This is a genomic window from Clostridioides sp. ES-S-0108-01 (assembly GCF_020662285.1).
GTDB lineage: Bacteria > Bacillota > Clostridia > Peptostreptococcales > Peptostreptococcaceae > Clostridioides.
Genome location: NZ_JADGMN010000009.1, coordinates 1 through 20147 on the forward strand (window position 1 = coordinate 1; position 20147 = coordinate 20147).

The window sequence follows — 20147 nt, forward strand, 5'->3', positions numbered from 1 at the left end:
ACAATTATATCTTTCATTTTCAAAACCTCCAAAATTTTTTATATGAATATTATTCCAAATTTACCAATTTTGTATACCAAAAAGACTATAGGTAAATTTGTTTTTACACAAATCTACTTACAGCCCCGATATTTTCATAAAAAGTTCTATAATCTTGTCTTTATCAAAGAAAACAGGATTAGCTCCAGCAAAAGCGTCTTTCATAGAGTTTTCTGCAAGCAATTCAAAATTAGGGTTATCAACGCCTACATCTTTTCCCAAGTAATATTATAAAAAACAAAGTTACTGTAATTAAGTCAGCAACTTTGTTTTTTATTGTACAAATCAAATAAATACATTAGTTTAAAATAAAATTTTTAATTATTACGATTTTTAATATACTTTATATACAAGATATTAATCTAATTTATTACAATGTCTTCATTGCGTTCTTCCATCATTGATTGAATATTTTTCTGAGCATTTAAAAGTAATTTTTTTATCAGTTCTATTTTTTCTTCACTAGCTCTAAATAATGGTAGTGTTACACTAACAGCAGCTCTTATACATCCATTTTTTCTTATTGGTACAGCAATACATTTTAGGTGTTCCATTGACTCCTCACATTCTGAAGCTATTTGTGTTTTCTGAACTTCAAGAAGCTGGTCATATAAAACATTGAAATCTGTAATTGATTTTTCAGTAAAGCCTTTTAGACCATCTGGATATAAACTTATTAGCTTTTCCTTGTCAAAATCACATAAAAGAGCTTTGCCAAGACCTGTACAGTTAGCAGGTATTTTTTTTCCAACATAAGAAATAAGTCTAATTGGTTCTGGAGAATCTACTTTGCCAATATAAAGAACTTCATTATTGTCAAGTATACCAAGCTGACAAGTCTCAGAACAAGAATTAACTATATTAGTCATTTCGTCAATTATATAGTTAAAAATAGTTCTTTTTTCAAAAAATGAAGACCCTAATGTGTAAGAACGTATCCCTATAGAATATTTGGATGTGTTTTTATCAATAGTAATATATTTTCTAGCACTAAGTGTATGAACTATAGGAAAGATGCTACTTTTTGGAGCATTGATAGCATCTGCTATTTCTGTAAGAGTATATCCATTTTCGGATTCTGCTAATGCTTCTAAAATATCTAATATCCTAGCTGTTGGGCGATGATTATCTGAAGTCATAAATTTCCCCCTCTTTTTATTAATTTAAAGTATTAGAATATGTTGATTTTAGCACAATATGCAATATTTTACAATGTAGAAAATAAATATGTAGATTTGAATATAAATGAGTTCTTAATTCAAACACAGATAGATATTTTTTTAGAAGGTTATACATTAAAAATTAGTTTTTAAATAATTTGTATTTTTACATATAATGAAGTCATTTGATAATACACAATATATTATCAGATAATTTGAAAAAATTTTGACAAAAATTTATTTTTTTATTGACTCATAAATAGGAAAATGCTATCATTAACTCAAAGATTCGTAATTAAAAACTTAGTTCTTAAATACGAACCAAAACGGCCGTTAGAATTAAAGCTAAAAACTTAATAAGAGTAATTAAATATCATGTTTTAGGAGGAGTAACTTTATGATAATGGATTTTATTAAAAAAATTCCTGCAGGTATGATGATAGTGCCAATGTTTATAGCAGCTTTCATTAATACCTTTTGTCCAGATATTGTGCAAATAGGTTCATTTACGACAGCAGTATTTTCAAGTGTTGGGTCTGCAACTATAATTGGGGTTCAACTGGTATGCTTGGGAACTCAGCTTCAATTTAGAGAAATGCCAAAAGTTTTAAAAAGAGGTGGTATACTTCTTGGTTCTAAATTTGCTATAGGAGCTTTAATAGGTATACTTATAGGAAAATTATTTGGGATGGATGGAGTACTTGGTCTTACAACTTTAGCAGTTATAAGTGCAGTTACAAATAGTAATGGTAGTATATATCTTTCACTAATGACTTCATATGGAGATGAAACAGATTGTGCAACTATGAGTTTACTTACTTTAAATGATGGTCCATTTTTTACATTAATAGCTCTTGGAACTTCAGGTCTTGCAAATGTACCTTTGATGTCATTATTGGCTGCAATAGTGCCAATACTTGTTGGTATGATAATAGGAAATTTTGATAAAAAAATGAAAGAGTTTTTAGAGCCAGGGTGTAATTTACTCGTACCTTTTGTAGGATTTGCACTTGGTAGTAGTATAAATCTTGCAAGTATATTAAAAGGAGGTTTATCAGGAGTACTACTTGGATTAATATCTGTATTTGTAGGAGGTATATTTATAGTATTCTGTGATAAATTTATAGGAAAACGTCCAGGATATGCAGGATGGGCTGTAGCTACAACTGCTGGAAATGCAATTGCTGTACCTGCTGCTGTTGCATTAGTTGACCCATCATGGCAACCATATGTTGCAACAGCGACAACCCAAGTGGCAGCCGCAGTAGTTGTCACTGCAATATTAGTCCCTCTTATAACTAGTTGGTGGGCTAAGAAGTATGGATGTCCTAAGTTCCCAAAACAAAATGAGGATGGTACAATAACAGCTTAATTTATATTACAGTGAGTTGTTGTTAAAATAATAAATTCTTTAATTAGATTTTAGGATATTAATAAAATTATATTATTTATAAAGGAGAGCAAGAATAATGATAAATGCAGTGATAATTGATGAAAAAGATAATGTTGCAGTAGCTATTGAAGCAATAGCTAAAGGTAGTGAAATTAGTTTTAAATTAAAAGACAAAACAGTAAAAACGATTACAGCACTAGATGATATAACTATTTATCATAAATTAGCTATAAAAGATATGACCCAAGGTGATAAAGTTACTAAATATGGTGAGCATATAGGAGAAGCAAATCAGGAAATAAAAATTGGTCAACATGTACATATTCATAATGTTAGAAGTGTTAGAGAGGATTTGGATAAACAAGTTATGACTAATATATAAAATAATATTTATAGAGTTATAAAAGTTGTATTCATTGCTTTTAGTGTCAAATAGTTTTTAAATAGGATTTTAGCTGTTTGATTAGTGAGTGTAATAAAAATTATAATATATAAAAATTATAAAGTATATAGACTATTTTAGGAGGAAATCAGTATGAAATTTTATGGATATAAAAGACCAGATGGAAGAGTTGGTATAAGAAACCACATATTAATATTACCTACTAGTGTGTGTGCATCAGATACGACTAGAATAATAGCATCACAGGTTCAAGGTGCAGTTACCTTTAATAATCAAAATGGATGTTCACAAGTACATTCAGACCAACAATTAACTATGGATGTTATGGCTGGTTATGCAGCAAACCCAAATGTATATGGTGTAATAGTTGTATCTTTAGGATGTGAAAATTGCCAAAATGATTTGGTAGTTGATGCAATAAAAGAGAGAACGAATAAACCGATAAAAACTCTTGTAATACAGGAAGAACATGGAACTTTAAAAACTATAGAAAAGGCTGTTCGTTATGCTAGAGAAATGGCACAAGAAGCTTCTTTGCTTAGAAAAGAAGAATTTCCAATATCTGAACTTATATTAGGAACTGAATGTGGTGGGTCTGACCCAACAAGTGGATTAGCAGCAAATCCACTAATAGGTGAATTAAGTGATAGACTTGTTGATTTAGGAGCAACATCAATTTTAAGTGAAACTACTGAATTTATAGGTGCGGAACATATATTAGCTAGAAGAGCAGTGAATGAAGAAGTAAAAGAAAAAATATTGCATATAGTACATAGATATGAAAATTCATTAAAATTGGTTGGGGAAGAAGTTAGAGAAGGTAATCCATCTCCTGGAAATATAGCTGGTGGTTTGACAAGTTTAGAAGAAAAATCGCTTGGTTGTATACATAAAGGTGGTCATAGACAAATAAGTGAAGTATATGATTATGCTAAACAAATTGATAAAAAAGGTCTTGTTATAATGGATACCCCTGGAAATGATGCTTCATCTGTTGCTGGTATGGTAGCAGGAGGAGCACAAATAGTAGTATTTAGTACAGGAAGGGGAACTCCATCAGGAAATCCAATAGCTCCAGTAATAAAAATAACTGGGAATAAAATAACTTTTGCAAATATGGAAGATAATATGGATTTTGATGCTAGCCCAGTTATATATGGACCACAAACAATGGAAGAATTAACAGATGATTTGTTAAATATGGTTGTAGATGTAGCAAATGGAAAACAATCAAAAGCAGAGTCTCTTGGATATACTGAAATGGCAATAGCTAGAGTATGTAACTATGTATAATATTTAAGAAAAACTAAATACATAGAATTTTGATAAAGGGTGAGATTATGAAGTTTGTCAGTTTTACTGAAGGAGAAAATGAGTGTAAAAGGTCTGGAGTTTTTTCTAAAGATGAATTATTTATTATAGACATTAATTCTTTAAATCTTAGTAGAAATTTTAAAAATTTAAATGAATTGGTTCAAAATATATCTAAAGAAGATGTTATTAAGTTGAAAACTATTATAAATGAAGGTACATTTTACAATTATGATGTTTTTAAAAGGGAGAGATGTACTGTACATGTTCCTATAGAAAAACCAATACATGATATTTTATGTGTGGGGGTGAACTATAAAGACCATCTTGAAGAAACTCAAACTCACTTTGATGATAGTTTTGAAGAACCTCAAAAAACGGTTTATTTTACAAAACGTGTAACGAAAGCAATAGGACCAGAAGATGAGATAGATGGTCATTTTGATATAAATAAACAACTAGACTATGAAGTTGAACTTGGAGTAGTAATAGGTAAAACAGGTGTTAATATTAAAAAAGAAGAGGTAGAAGATTATATCTTTGGTTACACTGTTATAAATGATATTTCTGCTAGAAAGTTGCAAAAAGAGCACGTTCAATGGTTTAGAGGAAAGGGATTAGATACATTTACTTCTTTAGGTCCATGTATCTTACATAAAAGTGCAGTTCCTTTTCCTATAAAACTTAAGGTATGTAGTAGAGTAAATGGTGAAGAAAGACAAAGTTCTAATACAAAGCTGTTCATATCAGACGTTTCAGACATAGTTTCAGAACTTTCAAAAGGTATGACTTTAGAGGCTGGAGACATTATAGCTACTGGAACACCTTCTGGAGTAGGGATGGGCTTTTCACCTCCTCGATATATGAGTAGTGGAGATGTAATTGAATGTGAGATTGAGAGTATTGGAATTTTAAAAAATTACATTAAGTAAATGTTTTAATGTAATCAATGTTAAGACAGAGTCTAATGTATTAATGAACATATTAAAATAAATTTTAGGAGTTTAAATTATGAAAGCAGAGTTTTTGACACCGGTTGTTACAATATTTGATGAAGAAGGAAATTTAGATAAAGAAGGAAATAAAAGAGTATACGACTATCTTATAGATGGAGGTGTAGATGGACTAGTTATAATGGGAAGTACTGGAGAGTTCTTTAATATGTCTATGGATATGCAAAAAGAACTTATAGATTTAGTAACTAGTTATGTAAATAAGAGAGTAAAAGTGTTTATAGGTACAAGCCGTATGTGTGTAGATGAATCTATAGAGCTTTCAAATTATGCACATAATAGTGGAGCAGATGGAGTTATGATAATAAGCCCTTATTATTTCTCTCTTGATGATGATAGTATTGAATTGTTTTATAGTGAAATAGCTAAAAATACAGAAGCAGAAATATATTTATATAATTATCCAGATAGAACTGGCTATGATTTAAGTCCAGAACTTGCACTAAGACTTGTGAGAAAGCATAAAAATATAGTTGGATATAAGGATACAGTAACTTTGATGGGACATACCAGAGAGTTAATAAATACTATGAAAGCAGAGTTCCCAGAGTTTAAGATATATAGTGGTTATGACGAAAATTTTATACATAATCTAATGTCTGGAGGAGCTGGTTGTATAGGGGGACTATCAAATTTAATTCCAGAAGTTTGTTCTAAATGGGCTGAAGCTTATAATAATAGAGATATGGATAAGGTTATAGAAATTCAAAAATATATTAATAAAGCAATGGATTTTTATTCAATAACAAACCCATTTATACCAGCAATGAAAAAAGCTATGAATATTAGAGGATTAAAAGTAAGTGATTATATGACTGCTCCTTTTATAAAACCAAATGAAAATCAAGTATGTGAGATTAAAAAATTGATGAATGAATTAAATATATGCTAAATCAACCTTGCAAAGTTGCCAACAATAAACTACAATTATCTTAACAAAAATTAAATTAAATAATACTAGGGTACTAGATTAGTTTAATAGGGAAAGTGATGAAAATTCACTACAGCCCCCGCTACTGTATACGGATACGAAATCAAAATCCACTGAGATTTGTAAGAGATTTTGGGAAGGATGATAGAGGGAAAGCCGTGAGTCAGGAGACCTGCCCAGTATTACATAGGTTCAATTTAGGGTGGAAATTGTAATTTATAATAAAATGAAAATATCAATTCATTTTTTGTAAAGTTGATATATAAGACTTCTCCTTTCTAAGTTAGGAGAAGTTTTTTATTTTATTAAAAGGTTATACTTATTAAAGATGACTTTAAGATAATTTTAATAAGATATATTTTAAAAAAGTATATATTATTAAAGTTTTTTAGCCACTCATAAAAAATAAGATATTGGAGTGAAAGAGATGAAATTTAAGGTAAATGTTTTAAAGCAGTTTTTTTTAATTGTTATGGTAGTTTTTTTAGTTGGAGGTCTTATAGGATGCAGTAAAAATGATAAAGATAATACACAAGTTAGTAGTGGTAAAAAGTTAGAATTAAAATATGCAAGTGGATTTAGTGTTGAGGATTTAGAAGATGGAATTAAAAAAGTGACTGATGGAGATAATAGAGAACTAATTTTAATTCCTAAGAAGATTAAAATTCCTAAAAAGTATAAAAATTCTAATATAGTTAGAACACCTGTAGATAATGTACTAATAGCATCCACAACACAAGCTTGTTCTCTAAGAACAATAGGAGAACTAGATAGTATAAAAGCAGTGACAACAGAAGAACAATATTGGACTATAAAAGAAATTAAAGATTTAATGAAGGATGGAAAGATACATTATGTTGGTTCAAACTTAGCACCAGATTATGAAAAAATAGTAGACTTAAATCCTGATTTAACTATAGTGAGTAGTGGTTTATCAGAAGCTGATACAAAATTTATTGATAAACTAAAAGAATTAGGGCTTAATTATGTTGTAGATAATGAATATAAAGAGCAAAATCCATTTGGAAGAATGGAGTGGACAAGTTTGATAGCTGCCTTTTATGATAAAGAAGATATAGCTACTAGTGAACTAGATAAAACAGTACAAAGGATAGAAGAAGTAAGTGAAAAAATAAAGAACAAAGCTAAGCCTAAAGTTGTATGGGCATCTGTATATGAAGGAAATGCTTATATAGCGCCTAAAGATTCATATGTAGATAATATGATAAAAATGGCTGGTGGAATAAATGCATGTGCTTCAATAGATTCAAATGAAGGACGAGTAAGCATTGAACAATTACATGAAGTTGCAAAAGATGCAGATATATTTGTATACTCATCAAGTTCAGATTATACACCAAACTTAGACTTTATAAAATCTAGCGCACCTATATTGGCTGATTTAGATGTTGTAAAAAATGGTAACTTATGGGTATTTGCTCCAGATTATTATCAATCAGTAGATAAGACTGATGAATTAATAGTAGATTTAATTGAGATGTTTCATCCAGGTACTACAGGTGAAAAAATCAAACATTATATAAATTATGATAAATAATATAGAAGACGACACTAAAAGATGAGTTTTATGGATTTTAGTTAATATAGGTTGTTAAGAGGAGTATATAAATGGATTTTATCAATAAAATGAGAATAAAGAATACTACAGTATTTATAGGACTAATTATAAGTATGATACTTACTTTTTTAGTGTGTGTAGCATTTGGCTCTGTAAAAATTGAGCTGAAAGAAATAATAGATGTTGTATTAAGAGGTATGGATAATACAGAGCATTATAAAATAATATATAATATAAGAATTCCTAGAGTACTTGCAACTATGGTAGGTGGAGCATGCTTAGCAGTATCTGGTATTTTACTACAGATATTTTTTAAGAATCCAATAGTTGAACCATATATATTAGGTGTATCTTCAGGTTCTACTTTGTCAGTAGCACTTATGATTTTGGGAGGATACACATTGGGATTTGAGAGTATAAATTCAATGAGTATATTTGTAGCAGCATTTGTAGGAGCTTTAATTGTAATGTCTATAGTCATTTTATTTGCAAATAAGGTAAAGAATATAACAACTCTTTTAATAATAGGAATTATGACTGGATATGTGTGTAGTGGTATAACAAACGTATTACAATCATTTGCAAATAGTGAGAAACTAAAAGAATTTACTATATGGTCTATGGGAAGCTTTTCTGGATTTACATGGGAAAAGGTAGAAATACTTATAATAGTTGGTATGTTAGGTCTTTTGATGACTATATTCATAATAAAACCTTTAAATGCTTTTTTATTAGGAGAAGAGTATGCAAAAAGTATTGGTATAAATATAAAATTTTTTAGAGTTTTTATAGTATTTATATCTAGTATATTGGCAGCAATAGTATCGGCATTTGCAGGACCTATAGGATTTATTGGACTTGCAGTGCCTCAAATTTCAAAATTGATATTTAAGACGTCAGATAATAGGGTACTAATACCAGTAGTAATCTTTTTAGGAAGTATAGTTACAGCCCTTTGTGATTTAATATCAAGAGTAATTTTGTCACCAGTAGAGTTACCAATAAGTACAATAACATCTTTGTTAGGAGCACCGATTGTAGTAATGCTATTGATGAAAAGGAAGGATAGGACTTAGATATGTTGAGAACTAATAATTTAAGTGTAGGATATAATAAAAAAGTAGTTGTGAGTGATATAAATATAGAGGTAAAAAATGGAGAAATATTATGTCTTTTAGGAAGTAATGGTGCTGGAAAAACTACTATATTGAGGTCTTTATCTAAACTTATAACGCCAATAAAAGGGGATATATATTTAAATGACATAGATGTAAATCATATATCAAGAAAGGCATTATCGAAAAAAATGGCTTTAGTGCTTACAAATAGATTATTAGGTGATTTAATGACTGTACAAGATATAGTTAATATAGGAAGGTATCCATATACAGGATTTTTTGGTAGTTTATCTAAAAAAGATTTAATACTGGTAGATGAAGCATTAGAATCTGTAGATGCACTACACTTAAAAAAAAGATATTTTGATGAACTAAGTGATGGAGAAAAACAAAAAGTATTGGTTGCAAGAGCCTTAGTTCAAGAGCCAGAAATAATTATATTGGATGAGCCGACAACTCACTTAGATATAAAACATAGGTTAGAGCTTATAAACATACTAAAAAAATTAAGTAAGGAAAAATCAATTTCAGTAATACTTTCCTTACATGAAATAGATATAGCATTAAAAAGTTGTGATAAAGTTGCTCTTATAAAGAATAATAAAGTCATAGCTTATGGGCAACCTGAAGATGTAGTGGATGAAGATATCATAAATTCACTTTATGAATTGGATGATAAAAATTTCAATAGTCTATTAGGTGCGGTAGAGATTAGTAATAAATCTAAAAATGAAGTTTTTATAATTGGTGGTGGTGGTAAAGCTACACCAATTTATAGAGTTTTTACTAAAAAAGGTATAGGTCTATACTCTGGAATAATACATGAAAATGATATTGATTATGAAATTGGTAGAACTATGGGCATAAAGATGTTTACAGAAAAGCCATTTGAGTTGATAAGTGATGAGAATTTCGATTTGGCCATTAAGAGCCTAAGTAATTCTAAGGTTATAATAGATACTGGATTTAATATAGGTGAAATAAACAAAAGGAATATAGATATTATAAAAGAGGCTTTGAAGTTAAATAAAAAAGTTTATTCTTTTAGAAATAGAGATGAGAGTCATAAGTATTATAATAATCTGTACAATAATATAGAATATATAGATAAAGTTTCCCAAATAGTAGATAGTATTAATATGAATAATTTACTATAACCTTTAAAATAAAATGTACTTGTGAACTATAAAATATAAAAAGTGGGTGTCTAAAAATGAACTTTTTATTTCATGAGGCACTCTTTTTGTATGAAATCAAATATATTTTCATCATTTCAACAATGAAAAAAGGTCTATCTCTATTTTAGTATAATCCCCTTATAGTAGACATTTAAATAAAAGGCTATTATAATAGGTCTAAAAAGCGTATACTCTAAGGGGGTTTTTCTATGTCTAAAAAACACAAAAAATATAGCAAAGAACTTAAACTAAAAGCTGTAAACTTATATATAAAAGAAGGATACTCATCATACAAAATTGCTGAGATGCTGAATATAAGAAGCAAAACACAAGTTCAAAACTGGGTAAAAGATTATAAAAATAAAGGTAAAACTGCATTTAATGATGAAACTAGGGGCAGATTTAAAAATATTAGTCTAGAAAATGATAATAGAAAATTTAAATCTGTTGAAGAAGAATTGAAGTACTTACGCATGGAGAATGAATTCTTAAAAAAGTTAAGTACCCTATTGGACAAGTCAAAGTAAGCGATAAATTTAAAACAATTAAACTTATGTCTAGGAAGTATAGTATTTCTAGTATGTGTAAGTTGATAGGTGTGTCAAGAAGCGGTTACTATAAATGGCTAAGTTATTCTAAAAAATCTTCCGATAGGGGTATCAAAGATAGAATTATTAAGGATTATATAATTGAAATACATAAAAAATATAGAGGAACTTACGGTAGAAAAAGAATTTGTACTTATTTAAATAAAATACTTGATACCCCTATTAATCATAAGAGAGTATATAGGTTGATGAAAGAACTAGGTATTAAATCTATTATTAGAAAGAAAGTATATAGAGGTAAGTTTAAATCATATGAGATATATGATAATATATTAAATCGTGAATTTAGAGCTAATCAACCATTAGAAAAAATTTGTATGGATATAACATACATACCTATCGGTAAAAAATTCTTATATATGAATGTAGCCAAAGATTTATTTAATGGTGAAATAGTGGCATATGAGATAAGTACAAAAATGGATACTAAATTAGTTAATAATACAGTAAATCAACTAATAAATATGAATTTAGCTAAAGATTGTATTTTACATACAGATCAAGGTTCACAATATACAAGTAGATCTTACTCTAAAAGGCTTAAGAATAATGGTATTATACAATCAATGTCCCGAAGGGGCAACTGCTGGGATAATGCTCCTATAGAAAGTTTTTTCAGTCATTTTAAATCTGAATTAATATATTTAATTGATACTACAGATCCAAAGAAAATGATTAGTCTAATAAATGATTATATTTATTTTTATAATAATGAAAGAATACAATTAAAAAACGGAATGAGTCCGATTGAATATCGAACTCATTGTGCGTAAAGATAGCCTTTTTTAAGTCTGTCTACTTGACAGGGACATATCCAATTTTGAGACAGCCTTTTTTTTATTATTTATGTGTTTTATATATATCATTATAAAAAGAAGTTACTTTACAGATAACCTATAGCTTCCTCTCTAGTTAGAAAAAAGTGAATTCCTGTAGTTGATTCTTTCCATCTATTTTCATTAAAATCTTCAGCTACAATCATTTCTCCTACTCTATATATAAAATTTTCATCAGCATATGCACGAGCAGTTTTAAAAGATTCTTTGCCATCTATGCTTGTAATTGACAGTACTTTTGCTTTATTACATCTACAAGCATTTGATGTAGCAGATACTCTTTTTGCGTCACTCGGTATTAATAATTGTACCATTCTAAAATTAAAACATTTTTTATAGCCTATAAATGCTCCTGTTTCAGGACAGTATAATTTAAAAAAACGAGTATTTTCATCTGATATTACTCCGTCCAAAGTAGCATATTCTAAATTAGAATTTTCTAAATTAGCCCCTCTAATATCTGATTTAGATAAATCACAAAATCTAAAATTTGTACCACCTAAGTCTGCATTTTTTAATATAGAATTTTTTAATGAACAATCCGAAAAATAAGAATTCTTAAAACTAGAGTTTTCTAAATCTGCTTTTTCTAAATTTAAATTGATAAGGTCAGACCACGAAAAGTCAATATTACTTAAGCAGTATCCCGTTAAGTCCATGTTTTCTAATCTTAATTCTTTTAAATCTGCTTTTTCTCCGTCATTATTGTTTTTAAGCCATAAATAATGTTTCTCAAGTGCTTTTTCTAATTCTTGTTTAGAAATAGTTTTCATTAAAATCACCTTCACGAATTTATTTTTATATATGTAGTAGCAAAATAGTCATATATTTAATTATATAACAATAAATAAAAAACTTATAAATAATATATAAAATATAATATTTAAAATATTTTGTTTTGAATATATTATAATATATTTTTAGACTATTTAGAGATAATTTGTACTTTTAAACATACCATAATAAGTTTGTATTGTTTTATATTTGAGTTTATAAAAATTTATTTAAACAAAAATAATATCAGTGATACAATAATAAAAGTTTAGATATAAAAAAATTTGTGTATATACTATATGTAGTATATAATAGATAAAGCACTGACTATATGTAGTGCTTTTGTTTTTGAAAAATACTTATTATATTCCGATAGTTATAGGTTATTTTGTGGATTTCAACTAATAAATACTAAAAGAAATAATAAGCAAATTAAATGAAATTATAGCACAAGATTATGTTAAAAGGACGGTAAATAATGAATTGGATAGAGCTTAACAATCAAGTGATAATTAAAAATGAACAAGGTAAGTATCAGTTAGAAAAGGACAAGGAAGCCTTAAGTAGTTACATAGAAGAATTTATAAAACCAAAGTTGAGAAAATTTAATGACTTAGAAGAAAGATTGAAGTATTTAATAGATGAGGGTTATTATTCAAAAGAAATAATAAATCAGTATAGTATGAAGTTTATTAAAAATATATATGAGATTATTGATAAACATCAGTTTGAATTTCAATCATATATGAGTGCAAATAAATTTTATCAAAATTATGCATTAAAAAGCAATGATGGAAAGGAAATATTAGAAACATATAATGATAAAGTATTAATTGTAGCTTTGACATTAGGAAATGGTGATGAGAGTTTAGCTCTAAACTTAGCAGATAAAATAGTAAAACAAGAATTTCAACCAGCCACACCTACTTTTTTAAATGCTGGAAGAAAAAGAGCTGGGGAAATGGTGTCCTGTTTTTTACTGTCTGTAGAAGATAGTACAGAAGGTATATCATATGCTATATCTTCATCAAATCACTTATCAAAGATTGGTGGAGGAGTTGCACTAAATTTATCTAAACTTAGAGCATCTGGTGAATCTATCAAAGATATAGAAGGTGCAGCTGGGGGTGTTGTTGGAGTAGCTAAAATGTTGGAACAATCATTTAGTTATTTTAATCAAATGGGAGCTAGACAAGGTTCCGGTGCAGTTTACCTTACTGTATTCCATCCTGATTTTGAATTATTGATGGATACTAAAAAGATAAATGCAGATGAAAAAATAAGGCTTGCTACATTATCGCTAGGAGCTATAATACCCGATAAATTTATGGAGTTGGCAGAAAAAAATGAAGTCGCATATGCGTTTTATCCACATACTGTACATAAAAAATATGGGGTTTCTCTTGATGAGATAGAAATGAATGAGTGGTACGATAAATTGGTTGATGACAAGGATATAAGAAAAAAAGAAATAAATCCTAGACAGATGTTGACTAAAATAGCACAGATGCAACAAGAAAGTGGATATCCATATGTAGTGTACATAGATACAGCTAATAGGGAACATACATTAAAAGATGTTGGAATGATTAAGATGTCTAACTTATGTTGTGAAATATTCCAATATCAGATACCTTCGGAAATAGAGGGATATGGAGGCAAAAATGAATGGGGACAAGATATAAGTTGTAATCTTGGTTCTTTAAATATAGCAAATGTTATGGATAATAAAACTATAGAAAGTACGGTTGAGACAGCAATAAGAGCATTGTCGTTTGTAGCAGATAATACAGATATAAGACCAGTACCAACCGTAAGTAACAGTAACAGCAAGTCTCATTCTATAGGATTAGGAGCTATGAATTTACATGGATACTTAGTAAGAGAAAATATTTTATATACTTCAGATGATGCTATAGATTTTTCTAATGTATTTTTTGCAATGGTTAGATATTATTCAATTAAAGCATCGATGAAAATAGCTATAGAAAAAAATCAAACTTTTGAAGGATTTGATAAATCAGAATATGCTAAGGGAAGAAATAGCAAGGTATTATCAAAATACTATGAACAATCTTATCTACCTAAGTCGGAAAAAGTAAAAGCATTATTTGAAGGTATTTATATACCAACAAAAGAAGATTGGACAAATTTATTGGATGAGGTAAAAGAAAAAGGTATATATAATGCGTATTTAATGGCAGTAGCACCAACTCAAAGTATTAGTTATGTTCAAAATGCTACATCAAGTATAATGCCAATTACTGAACCAGTAGAAGTAAGAACGTATGGAGATTCTACCACAATATATCCAATGCCATTTTTAACGAATGATAATATGTTGTATTATCAATCAGCATACAGAATAGATATGAGAAAGGTCATAGATTTAGTAGCAACAGTTCAAAACCATGTTGACCAAGGTATATCAACAACACTGTTTGTCACAGATGAGAAGACAACTAGAGATATAGCTAGACATTACATATATGCATATAAAAAAGGTCTGAAGAGTTTATATTACACAAGAACAAAGATGACAAGAGACACTCATGAGTGTCTAGTATGTTCAGTATAGGGAGAGAAATATATGACGTTTAATTTACATAAAATACATAATGCAGTTAACTGGAATAAAGAAGAAGATGGATTTACACAGGCTTTTTGGGAACAAAATGTAAAACAATTTTGGCTTCCTGAAGAAATATCTGTTTCTAAGGACATCAAGGTATGGAATGAACTAAGTGATAAGGAAAAGGAATTATATAAAAAAGTATTGGGTGGTTTAACATTATTGGATACAAAACAGGGGAATAATGGAATACCATCTATGATGAGTTTAACAGAAAACTTACAAAGAAAGGCTGTCTTGTCTTTTATGGGGACTATGGAAGAAATACATGCAAAAAGCTATTCTTCTATATTTATGACTCTACTCTCTAATTCAGAAATAGATGAACTATTTGAATGGATAGAAACAGAACCAACATTACAAAGAAAGGCTGATTTAGTCTTAGCTCAATACGAAAATACTACAAATCAAAAGGGATTATACTTATCAATGGTTACAAGTGTATTTTTAGAGAGTTTCTTGTTTTATTCAGGATTCTTTTATCCATTGTATCTATCTGGTCAAGGAAAGATGGTAGCTAGTGGAGAAATAATATCACTTATTCTTAGAGATGAGTCTTTACATGGTAAGTATATAGGATTACTTGCACAAGAAATATACAATTCATTTGATGAAATTGATAAGGAAATATTAGAAGAGAAGATGTATTCTATACTTTATAGTCTTATGGAAAATGAGATAGAATACACAAATGTTATATACAGAGAAAGTGGGCTTGAAAAAGAGGTCGTAAATTTTTTGAAATACAATGCAAATAGAGCTTTAGAAAATCTAGGATTTGAGAAGTTATATACTGTAGGTGATATAAATCCAATTGTATTAAATGGTCTTAGTACTGAAACTAAAACACATGATTTTTTTTCAACTAAAGGGAATGGATACCAAAAAGGAGTGTATGAGGAATTAGAGGATGAAGATTTTATAATATAATTTATAAATTGTGACATACTGTTGTCACCTTTAGCATGATAATATCAATGTATAGAATATATATGGAGGTATTTTTTATGAAATATGAATGGAGAAAAAGAGATAAAGAGTTATATTTACCTAAGGAGAATCCTGTAATAATTGAAGTACCAGAGCAGAAATTTATCATGTTAAAAGGGAATGGAGACCCAAATTCTAAAGAATTTACCGAAGCAATAGGAGTGCTTTATTCTTTGGCATATGCAATAAAAACCATGCCTAAAAAGGGAATTGTATCAGAAGGGTATTTTGACTATACTGTTTTTCCTTTGGAAGGTATATGGGATAAGGGAGAAAAAAGCAAATACTTAGATGTACTTATTAAAGAAGATTTAATTTATACTATAATGATACGTCAGCCAGATTTTGTTACACAAGACCTGTTAGATAAAGCTATTGATATAGTAAAAAAGAAGAAACCACATAATCTTCTTGAAAAAGTTAAATTTGGGTCTATCAATGAAGGTCTATGTGTTCAAATGCTTCATATAGGCTCATATGATAATGAATCAGAAAGTTTTAATATTATGAATGAATTTTGTAAAAAAATAAACTTATAAGAAAATCTCACATACATCGTGAAATTTATATAAGTGATGCTAGAAAAGTATCGCCTGAATCATTGAAGACTGTTTTACGTTTTGAAGTAGAAAGGGAAGTATAAATATTTTGGATAATTTATTTATAAGAGTTATAAAAAGTGAAGTCTGTTGAGACTTCATTTTTTAATGCAGTTTCAAAATTCAATTTGATATCTCATAATATTTCTAAATTTTTCTACTTTAATTAGTGTTACTATTAAATATTATATAATTATATACATATCATTATATAATATTTATAGATTATTATATAAGTAGATTATTAGCAACATGTATATATTATTAATTAAAATAAATTAAATATACTATTTAATATTTCAATCAAAATAGTAAAAAAATGTAGATAAAGATTATTTTATTAAGAAAAAATTAATGTATTGACAAATTTTAAATGCTCATTCAAATTAGTGATTGATAATGATATTCAATACTGAATGATGGGAGGAAGCTATGAATAAATATCTTCTAATAAATACAGTGGCAGAAAGAATGTATGGAGAGAAGTTTCACATTGTCAAAGAAAACTTGATAAAAAAGGAGTATATAATGGCAGAATGTGAGCCACAATTGGAATATGTAAAGAAGCAATACAAAGAGTATACAAAAAATACTGAAAATACAATGTTAGATTGTAGATGTCCAGAAAGTATAAATCTCTTAAAAAGAAATAACTTGATAGATAGTTTTGAAGTACCTATGATAGAACCAATACTAGTAAGGACTTGTAGAGTTTTATATGATAAATATATCAAAAGCAAAGAGGACATGTTGATAGTAACCTGTCCATGTACACAATTAAGGGATTTTGCAAGTAAAAAGTTTAAGGATAAGGGCAATGGTTTTGTATTTCAAGAGAGTAGATTGATGCCTTGGCTAAATGTAAGTGAAAATATAGCTTTTCATAATCAACGAAAAAATAATATTTTAGATAGAGTGCTTAGAAAATTCAAATACCAGGAAATAAATACTGGTAAAGAAAATGGTTATTCTAGAGATTTAAAAACCAATGATAATTTGAATAAAACAAATAGATGTAATAAAAAAAGCAGTATTGATGTAGAAAAGTATCTTAAGATGATGAACTTGCAGAAATTTAAAAACTCTTATCTAAATGAATTATCAGGAGGTATGGCACAGAGGGTGAGTATAGCTAGAGCTTTTTATTTTAATCCAGATATGTTGTTTATGGACGAGCCTTTTTCAGCATTAGACTATTTTACAAGAATTGATATGCAAAATGAAGTTATAAGAATACATAAATAAACTAATAAAGGTTTAATATTTGTAACTCACGATATTGATGAAGCATTAAAGATAGGCAAGAAAATAGTTGTTTTCACAGACGAGAAAAAAATAAAAGAATTTAATGTAGGAGATGATTATAATAGAGATTTGACATCAGATTACTATATTAAATTAAAAAAAGATATTTTAATGACAATGAAATCAAATAAAAGCATTTAAAGAAATTAATAATATTTAATAAAAAATAAGTTACAAGAGAAAAAAGTAAACATAAAAGAATTAATATATAATACTAAGTAGAAACTATGCTAAAATAATATTAAGTAAAGAATACAATAAAAGTTTAAGTTACCTTATTAAGGTAACTTTTTCTATTTTAAGTTAGTAATTTGAATTTATTTTAAAATGATTAATTAACAATAATGATTAATGAATAATAAAAGGATACTTTTTTATAGAGTTTTATTAAGATGTCTAATAATATAGTTGTACCTATTAAGTCAGTAATTGTGAAGTTAGTAATATGATTAAAATTACATATTAGGTAAAAAGATTATAATATATTAAAATCGAACTGTTATATGATAAGTAAAAAGGTATATTAGGAGGGATTATATGAGTTATAAAGTATATATTGTGGAAGATGATATATCAATAAGTACATTACTCAAAGATTATATTGAGAAATATGGATTTGAAGTGATTGTCGAAGAAAACTTTGATAATATAATGATTACATTTGAAAGTTTTAAGCCAGACTTAGTGCTATTAGATGTGAATTTACCTAAATTTGATGGTTTCTACTGGTGTAGATGTATTAGACAACAGTCGAATCTGCCTATAATTTTTATATCAGCTAGAGATGGTAATGTAGACCAGATTAGAGCTTTAGAAAGTGGAGCAGATGATTATATAACAAAGCCTTTTTATTATGATGTAGTAATGGCAAAGATAAAGAGTCATATAAGAAGGGTATATGGTGAATATTCCCCTAAAATAGATGAAAGAATAGTGGAATTAGACGGATTAAAGTTTTATCCAGAAAGGTTGGAACTAGAACTAAATGGTAAGAATCTAATTATAACTAAAAAAGAAGGTATACTGATTGAATGTCTTATCAAAAGATACCCAAAGGTAGTAAGTAGAGATTATCTCTTAGAAAAGATATGGGATGATATTGAATTTGTAGAAGAAAATACGTTAAATGTGAATGTTAGCAGGATAAGGAAAAGATTTGAGGAATTAGGTATAGATAATGCTGTGCAGACTGTGCGAGGGTTAGGATATAAATTAAATAAAAACTGGTAAGGAGAACGTATGAAGTTATTTTTAAAAGATTGTAAAGGTTATATTTTTGTATATTATATAGGCATAGTTCTGACAATTATTTACTGTACTCTTATGAAGTTTATTAGTTTTGGAGAGAGTTTATATATTCTTTTGTTTAGTTCTTTTATATTGCTATGCTTTTTAATATATAAGTACTATAAAAATAGAGAAGTATATAATCTATTTGAAAAAGGTATACATTCTCTGGAGGAGTCATTTTTATATTTAGGAAATTCTTTCTTGGGGAGAAGTATATCAGTTATTTTAAAACAACAACATAAGTTGTATCAATCAATGATACAAGAGCATAAAAAGATACATAGTGAACATTTAACCTTCATCAACCAGTGGATTCATCAGATGAAAACACCAATATCAGTTATAAGTCTTCAGCTTCAAGAGTATGAGGGAGAAGAAGTGACTGAAAATATAAGAGAGGAGATAGATAGGTTAAATAAAGGTCTAGATATGGCTATGCATTTTGCAAGGGCAGATAATTTTCAGAAAGACTTTGTGGTTGAAAAGACCAGATTGAATGAAATTGTATCTGGTATTGTAAATGAAGAAAAGAGGTTATTTATAAAAAATGGAATGATTCCTAAGATTCAAATAGACAAGTTTACTTATGTTTATACAGATATAAAATGGATGAAATTTATAATAGGTCAATTAATTACAAATGGGGTGAAATATTCTAGAGGCTATAGTAACTACCTAACTATAAAATCAGAAGAAAATAATAAATATGTAATTTTAAGTATAATAGATGAAGGAATAGGGATTGTTTCTAAAGATATAAAAAGGGTCTTTGAGCCATTTTTTACAGGGGAAAATGGTCGTAAGTTTGGAGAATCTACAGGTATGGGACTTTATTTAGTAAAAAAGGTATGTGATGATTTAGGTCATAAAATAAGTATAAAATCAGAAGTAGGAAAAGGTACAGAAGTTTCAATAGTCTTTAATAAAGATACGAATCATTTAATAAAGATGTAAATCATCTGCTACAATAAGTTTTTAGTTGATTATA

17 protein-coding genes, 1 pseudogene and 1 riboswitch are annotated in these 20147 nt (G+C 28.1%); of the genes and pseudogenes, 16 read left to right on the top strand and 2 right to left on the bottom strand.

What is annotated here, in order from left to right; translation table 11 throughout:
• Nucleotides 1-401: 401 nt before the first annotated feature.
• Nucleotides 402-1178 carry an IclR family transcriptional regulator gene (locus tag IR152_RS09920; protein ID WP_227451697.1) on the bottom strand — a complete coding sequence of 259 codons (777 nt, stop codon included), beginning with the start codon at nt 1176-1178 and terminating at the stop codon, nt 402-404.
• A 418-nt stretch (nt 1179-1596) separates the two neighbouring features.
• Between IR152_RS09920 and IR152_RS09925 the strand changes: the two genes are divergently transcribed.
• The 10 genes from IR152_RS09925 to IR152_RS09970 all read left to right on the top strand — a co-directional run bounded on the left by IR152_RS09925 (nt 1597) and on the right by IR152_RS09970 (nt 11506).
• Entirely contained in the window at nt 1597-2571 is a 975-nt protein-coding gene (locus IR152_RS09925) for a 2-keto-3-deoxygluconate permease (protein WP_227451698.1), read from the top strand.
• 97 nt (nt 2572-2668) lie between these two features.
• Nucleotides 2669-2974, top strand: coding sequence for a UxaA family hydrolase (locus IR152_RS09930; protein WP_227451699.1), 306 nt, complete (start codon nt 2669-2671; stop codon nt 2972-2974).
• Nucleotides 2975-3127: 153 nt separating this feature from the next.
• Nucleotides 3128-4288, top strand: a complete 1161-nt coding sequence (locus IR152_RS09935; RefSeq protein ID WP_227451700.1) for a UxaA family hydrolase — start codon at nt 3128-3130, stop codon at nt 4286-4288.
• 47 nt (nt 4289-4335) lie between these two features.
• Nucleotides 4336-5238, top strand: a complete 903-nt coding sequence (locus IR152_RS09940) for a fumarylacetoacetate hydrolase family protein (protein ID WP_227451701.1) — start codon at nt 4336-4338, stop codon at nt 5236-5238.
• Nucleotides 5239-5317: 79 nt separating this feature from the next.
• On the top strand, nt 5318-6211 hold the full coding sequence (locus tag IR152_RS09945; RefSeq protein WP_227451702.1) for a dihydrodipicolinate synthase family protein: 894 nt from the start codon (nt 5318-5320) through the stop codon (nt 6209-6211).
• Between the two features lie 51 nt (nt 6212-6262).
• A riboswitch (cobalamin riboswitch) is annotated at nt 6263-6445 on the top strand.
• Nucleotides 6446-6677: 232 nt separating this feature from the next.
• Nucleotides 6678-7808 carry an ABC transporter substrate-binding protein gene (locus tag IR152_RS09950; RefSeq protein ID WP_227451703.1) on the top strand — a complete coding sequence of 377 codons (1131 nt, stop codon included), beginning with the start codon at nt 6678-6680 and terminating at the stop codon, nt 7806-7808.
• A gap of 71 nt (nt 7809-7879) precedes the next feature.
• Nucleotides 7880-8905 carry a FecCD family ABC transporter permease gene (locus IR152_RS09955; protein ID WP_227451704.1) on the top strand — a complete coding sequence of 342 codons (1026 nt, stop codon included), beginning with the start codon at nt 7880-7882 and terminating at the stop codon, nt 8903-8905.
• Nucleotides 8906-8907: 2 nt separating this feature from the next.
• Nucleotides 8908-10104: an ABC transporter ATP-binding protein gene (locus IR152_RS09960; RefSeq protein ID WP_227451705.1), complete on the top strand. Its 1197-nt coding sequence runs from the start codon at nt 8908-8910 to the stop codon at nt 10102-10104.
• A 230-nt stretch (nt 10105-10334) separates the two neighbouring features.
• Nucleotides 10335-10652, top strand: coding sequence for a transposase (locus IR152_RS09965; protein ID WP_003428598.1), 318 nt, complete (start codon nt 10335-10337; stop codon nt 10650-10652).
• A gap of 17 nt (nt 10653-10669) precedes the next feature.
• On the top strand, nt 10670-11506 hold the full coding sequence (locus IR152_RS09970; RefSeq protein ID WP_311315438.1) for an IS3 family transposase: 837 nt from the start codon (nt 10670-10672) through the stop codon (nt 11504-11506).
• Between the two features lie 110 nt (nt 11507-11616).
• Here the strand turns inward: IR152_RS09970 and IR152_RS09975 are convergent, their stop codons facing one another.
• Nucleotides 11617-12342 (bottom strand): pentapeptide repeat-containing protein, encoded by a 726-nt coding sequence (locus IR152_RS09975; RefSeq protein WP_227451706.1) that lies wholly within the window; start codon nt 12340-12342, stop codon nt 11617-11619.
• 479 nt (nt 12343-12821) lie between these two features.
• Here IR152_RS09975 and nrdE point away from each other — a divergent pair, with 479 nt between their 5' ends.
• From nrdE to IR152_RS10005, 6 genes and pseudogenes are all read left to right on the top strand, one after another.
• The gene (gene nrdE, locus IR152_RS09980) at nt 12822-14921 is read left to right on the top strand and encodes a class 1b ribonucleoside-diphosphate reductase subunit alpha (RefSeq protein ID WP_227451707.1); all 2100 of its coding nucleotides are present in this window, start codon (nt 12822-12824) and stop codon (nt 14919-14921) included.
• A gap of 12 nt (nt 14922-14933) precedes the next feature.
• Nucleotides 14934-15905 carry a class 1b ribonucleoside-diphosphate reductase subunit beta gene (nrdF, locus tag IR152_RS09985; protein ID WP_227451708.1) on the top strand — a complete coding sequence of 324 codons (972 nt, stop codon included), beginning with the start codon at nt 14934-14936 and terminating at the stop codon, nt 15903-15905.
• Between the two features lie 77 nt (nt 15906-15982).
• The gene (locus tag IR152_RS09990) at nt 15983-16504 is read left to right on the top strand and encodes a GyrI-like domain-containing protein (protein WP_413927485.1); all 522 of its coding nucleotides are present in this window, start codon (nt 15983-15985) and stop codon (nt 16502-16504) included.
• A gap of 807 nt (nt 16505-17311) precedes the next feature.
• Nucleotides 17312-18010: pseudogene (locus tag IR152_RS09995) on the top strand (ATP-binding cassette domain-containing protein).
• A 396-nt stretch (nt 18011-18406) separates the two neighbouring features.
• A complete protein-coding gene (locus IR152_RS10000; protein ID WP_227451709.1) occupies nt 18407-19099 on the top strand; it encodes a response regulator transcription factor in 693 nt (230 codons plus the stop codon).
• A gap of 93 nt (nt 19100-19192) precedes the next feature.
• A complete protein-coding gene (locus tag IR152_RS10005; protein WP_413927486.1) occupies nt 19193-20113 on the top strand; it encodes an ATP-binding protein in 921 nt (306 codons plus the stop codon).
• The last annotated feature ends 34 nt before the right edge of the window (nt 20114-20147 follow it).

Excerpts from the sequence above, each read along its gene's own strand:
- IR152_RS09930 (WP_227451699.1), top strand. The coding sequence starts at position 2,669 with ATGATAAATGCAGTGATAATTGATGAAAAAGATAATGTTGCAGTAGCT.
- IR152_RS09975 (WP_227451706.1), bottom strand. The coding sequence starts at position 12,342 with ATGAAAACTATTTCTAAACAAGAATTAGAAAAAGCACTTGAGAAACAT.
- nrdF (WP_227451708.1), top strand. The coding sequence starts at position 14,934 with ATGACGTTTAATTTACATAAAATACATAATGCAGTTAACTGGAATAAA.
- IR152_RS09950 (WP_227451703.1), top strand. The coding sequence starts at position 6,678 with ATGAAATTTAAGGTAAATGTTTTAAAGCAGTTTTTTTTAATTGTTATG.
- IR152_RS09925 (WP_227451698.1), top strand. The coding sequence starts at position 1,597 with ATGATAATGGATTTTATTAAAAAAATTCCTGCAGGTATGATGATAGTG.
- IR152_RS09960 (WP_227451705.1), top strand. The coding sequence starts at position 8,908 with ATGTTGAGAACTAATAATTTAAGTGTAGGATATAATAAAAAAGTAGTT.
- IR152_RS09935 (WP_227451700.1), top strand. The coding sequence starts at position 3,128 with ATGAAATTTTATGGATATAAAAGACCAGATGGAAGAGTTGGTATAAGA.
- IR152_RS10005 (WP_413927486.1), top strand. The coding sequence starts at position 19,193 with ATGAAGTTTATTAGTTTTGGAGAGAGTTTATATATTCTTTTGTTTAGT.
- nrdE (WP_227451707.1), top strand. The coding sequence starts at position 12,822 with ATGAATTGGATAGAGCTTAACAATCAAGTGATAATTAAAAATGAACAA.
- IR152_RS09945 (WP_227451702.1), top strand. The coding sequence starts at position 5,318 with ATGAAAGCAGAGTTTTTGACACCGGTTGTTACAATATTTGATGAAGAA.
- IR152_RS09920 (WP_227451697.1), bottom strand. The coding sequence starts at position 1,178 with ATGACTTCAGATAATCATCGCCCAACAGCTAGGATATTAGATATTTTA.
- IR152_RS10000 (WP_227451709.1), top strand. The coding sequence starts at position 18,407 with ATGAGTTATAAAGTATATATTGTGGAAGATGATATATCAATAAGTACA.
- IR152_RS09990 (WP_413927485.1), top strand. The coding sequence starts at position 15,983 with ATGAAATATGAATGGAGAAAAAGAGATAAAGAGTTATATTTACCTAAG.
- IR152_RS09965 (WP_003428598.1), top strand. The coding sequence starts at position 10,335 with ATGTCTAAAAAACACAAAAAATATAGCAAAGAACTTAAACTAAAAGCT.
- IR152_RS09940 (WP_227451701.1), top strand. The coding sequence starts at position 4,336 with ATGAAGTTTGTCAGTTTTACTGAAGGAGAAAATGAGTGTAAAAGGTCT.
- IR152_RS09955 (WP_227451704.1), top strand. The coding sequence starts at position 7,880 with ATGGATTTTATCAATAAAATGAGAATAAAGAATACTACAGTATTTATA.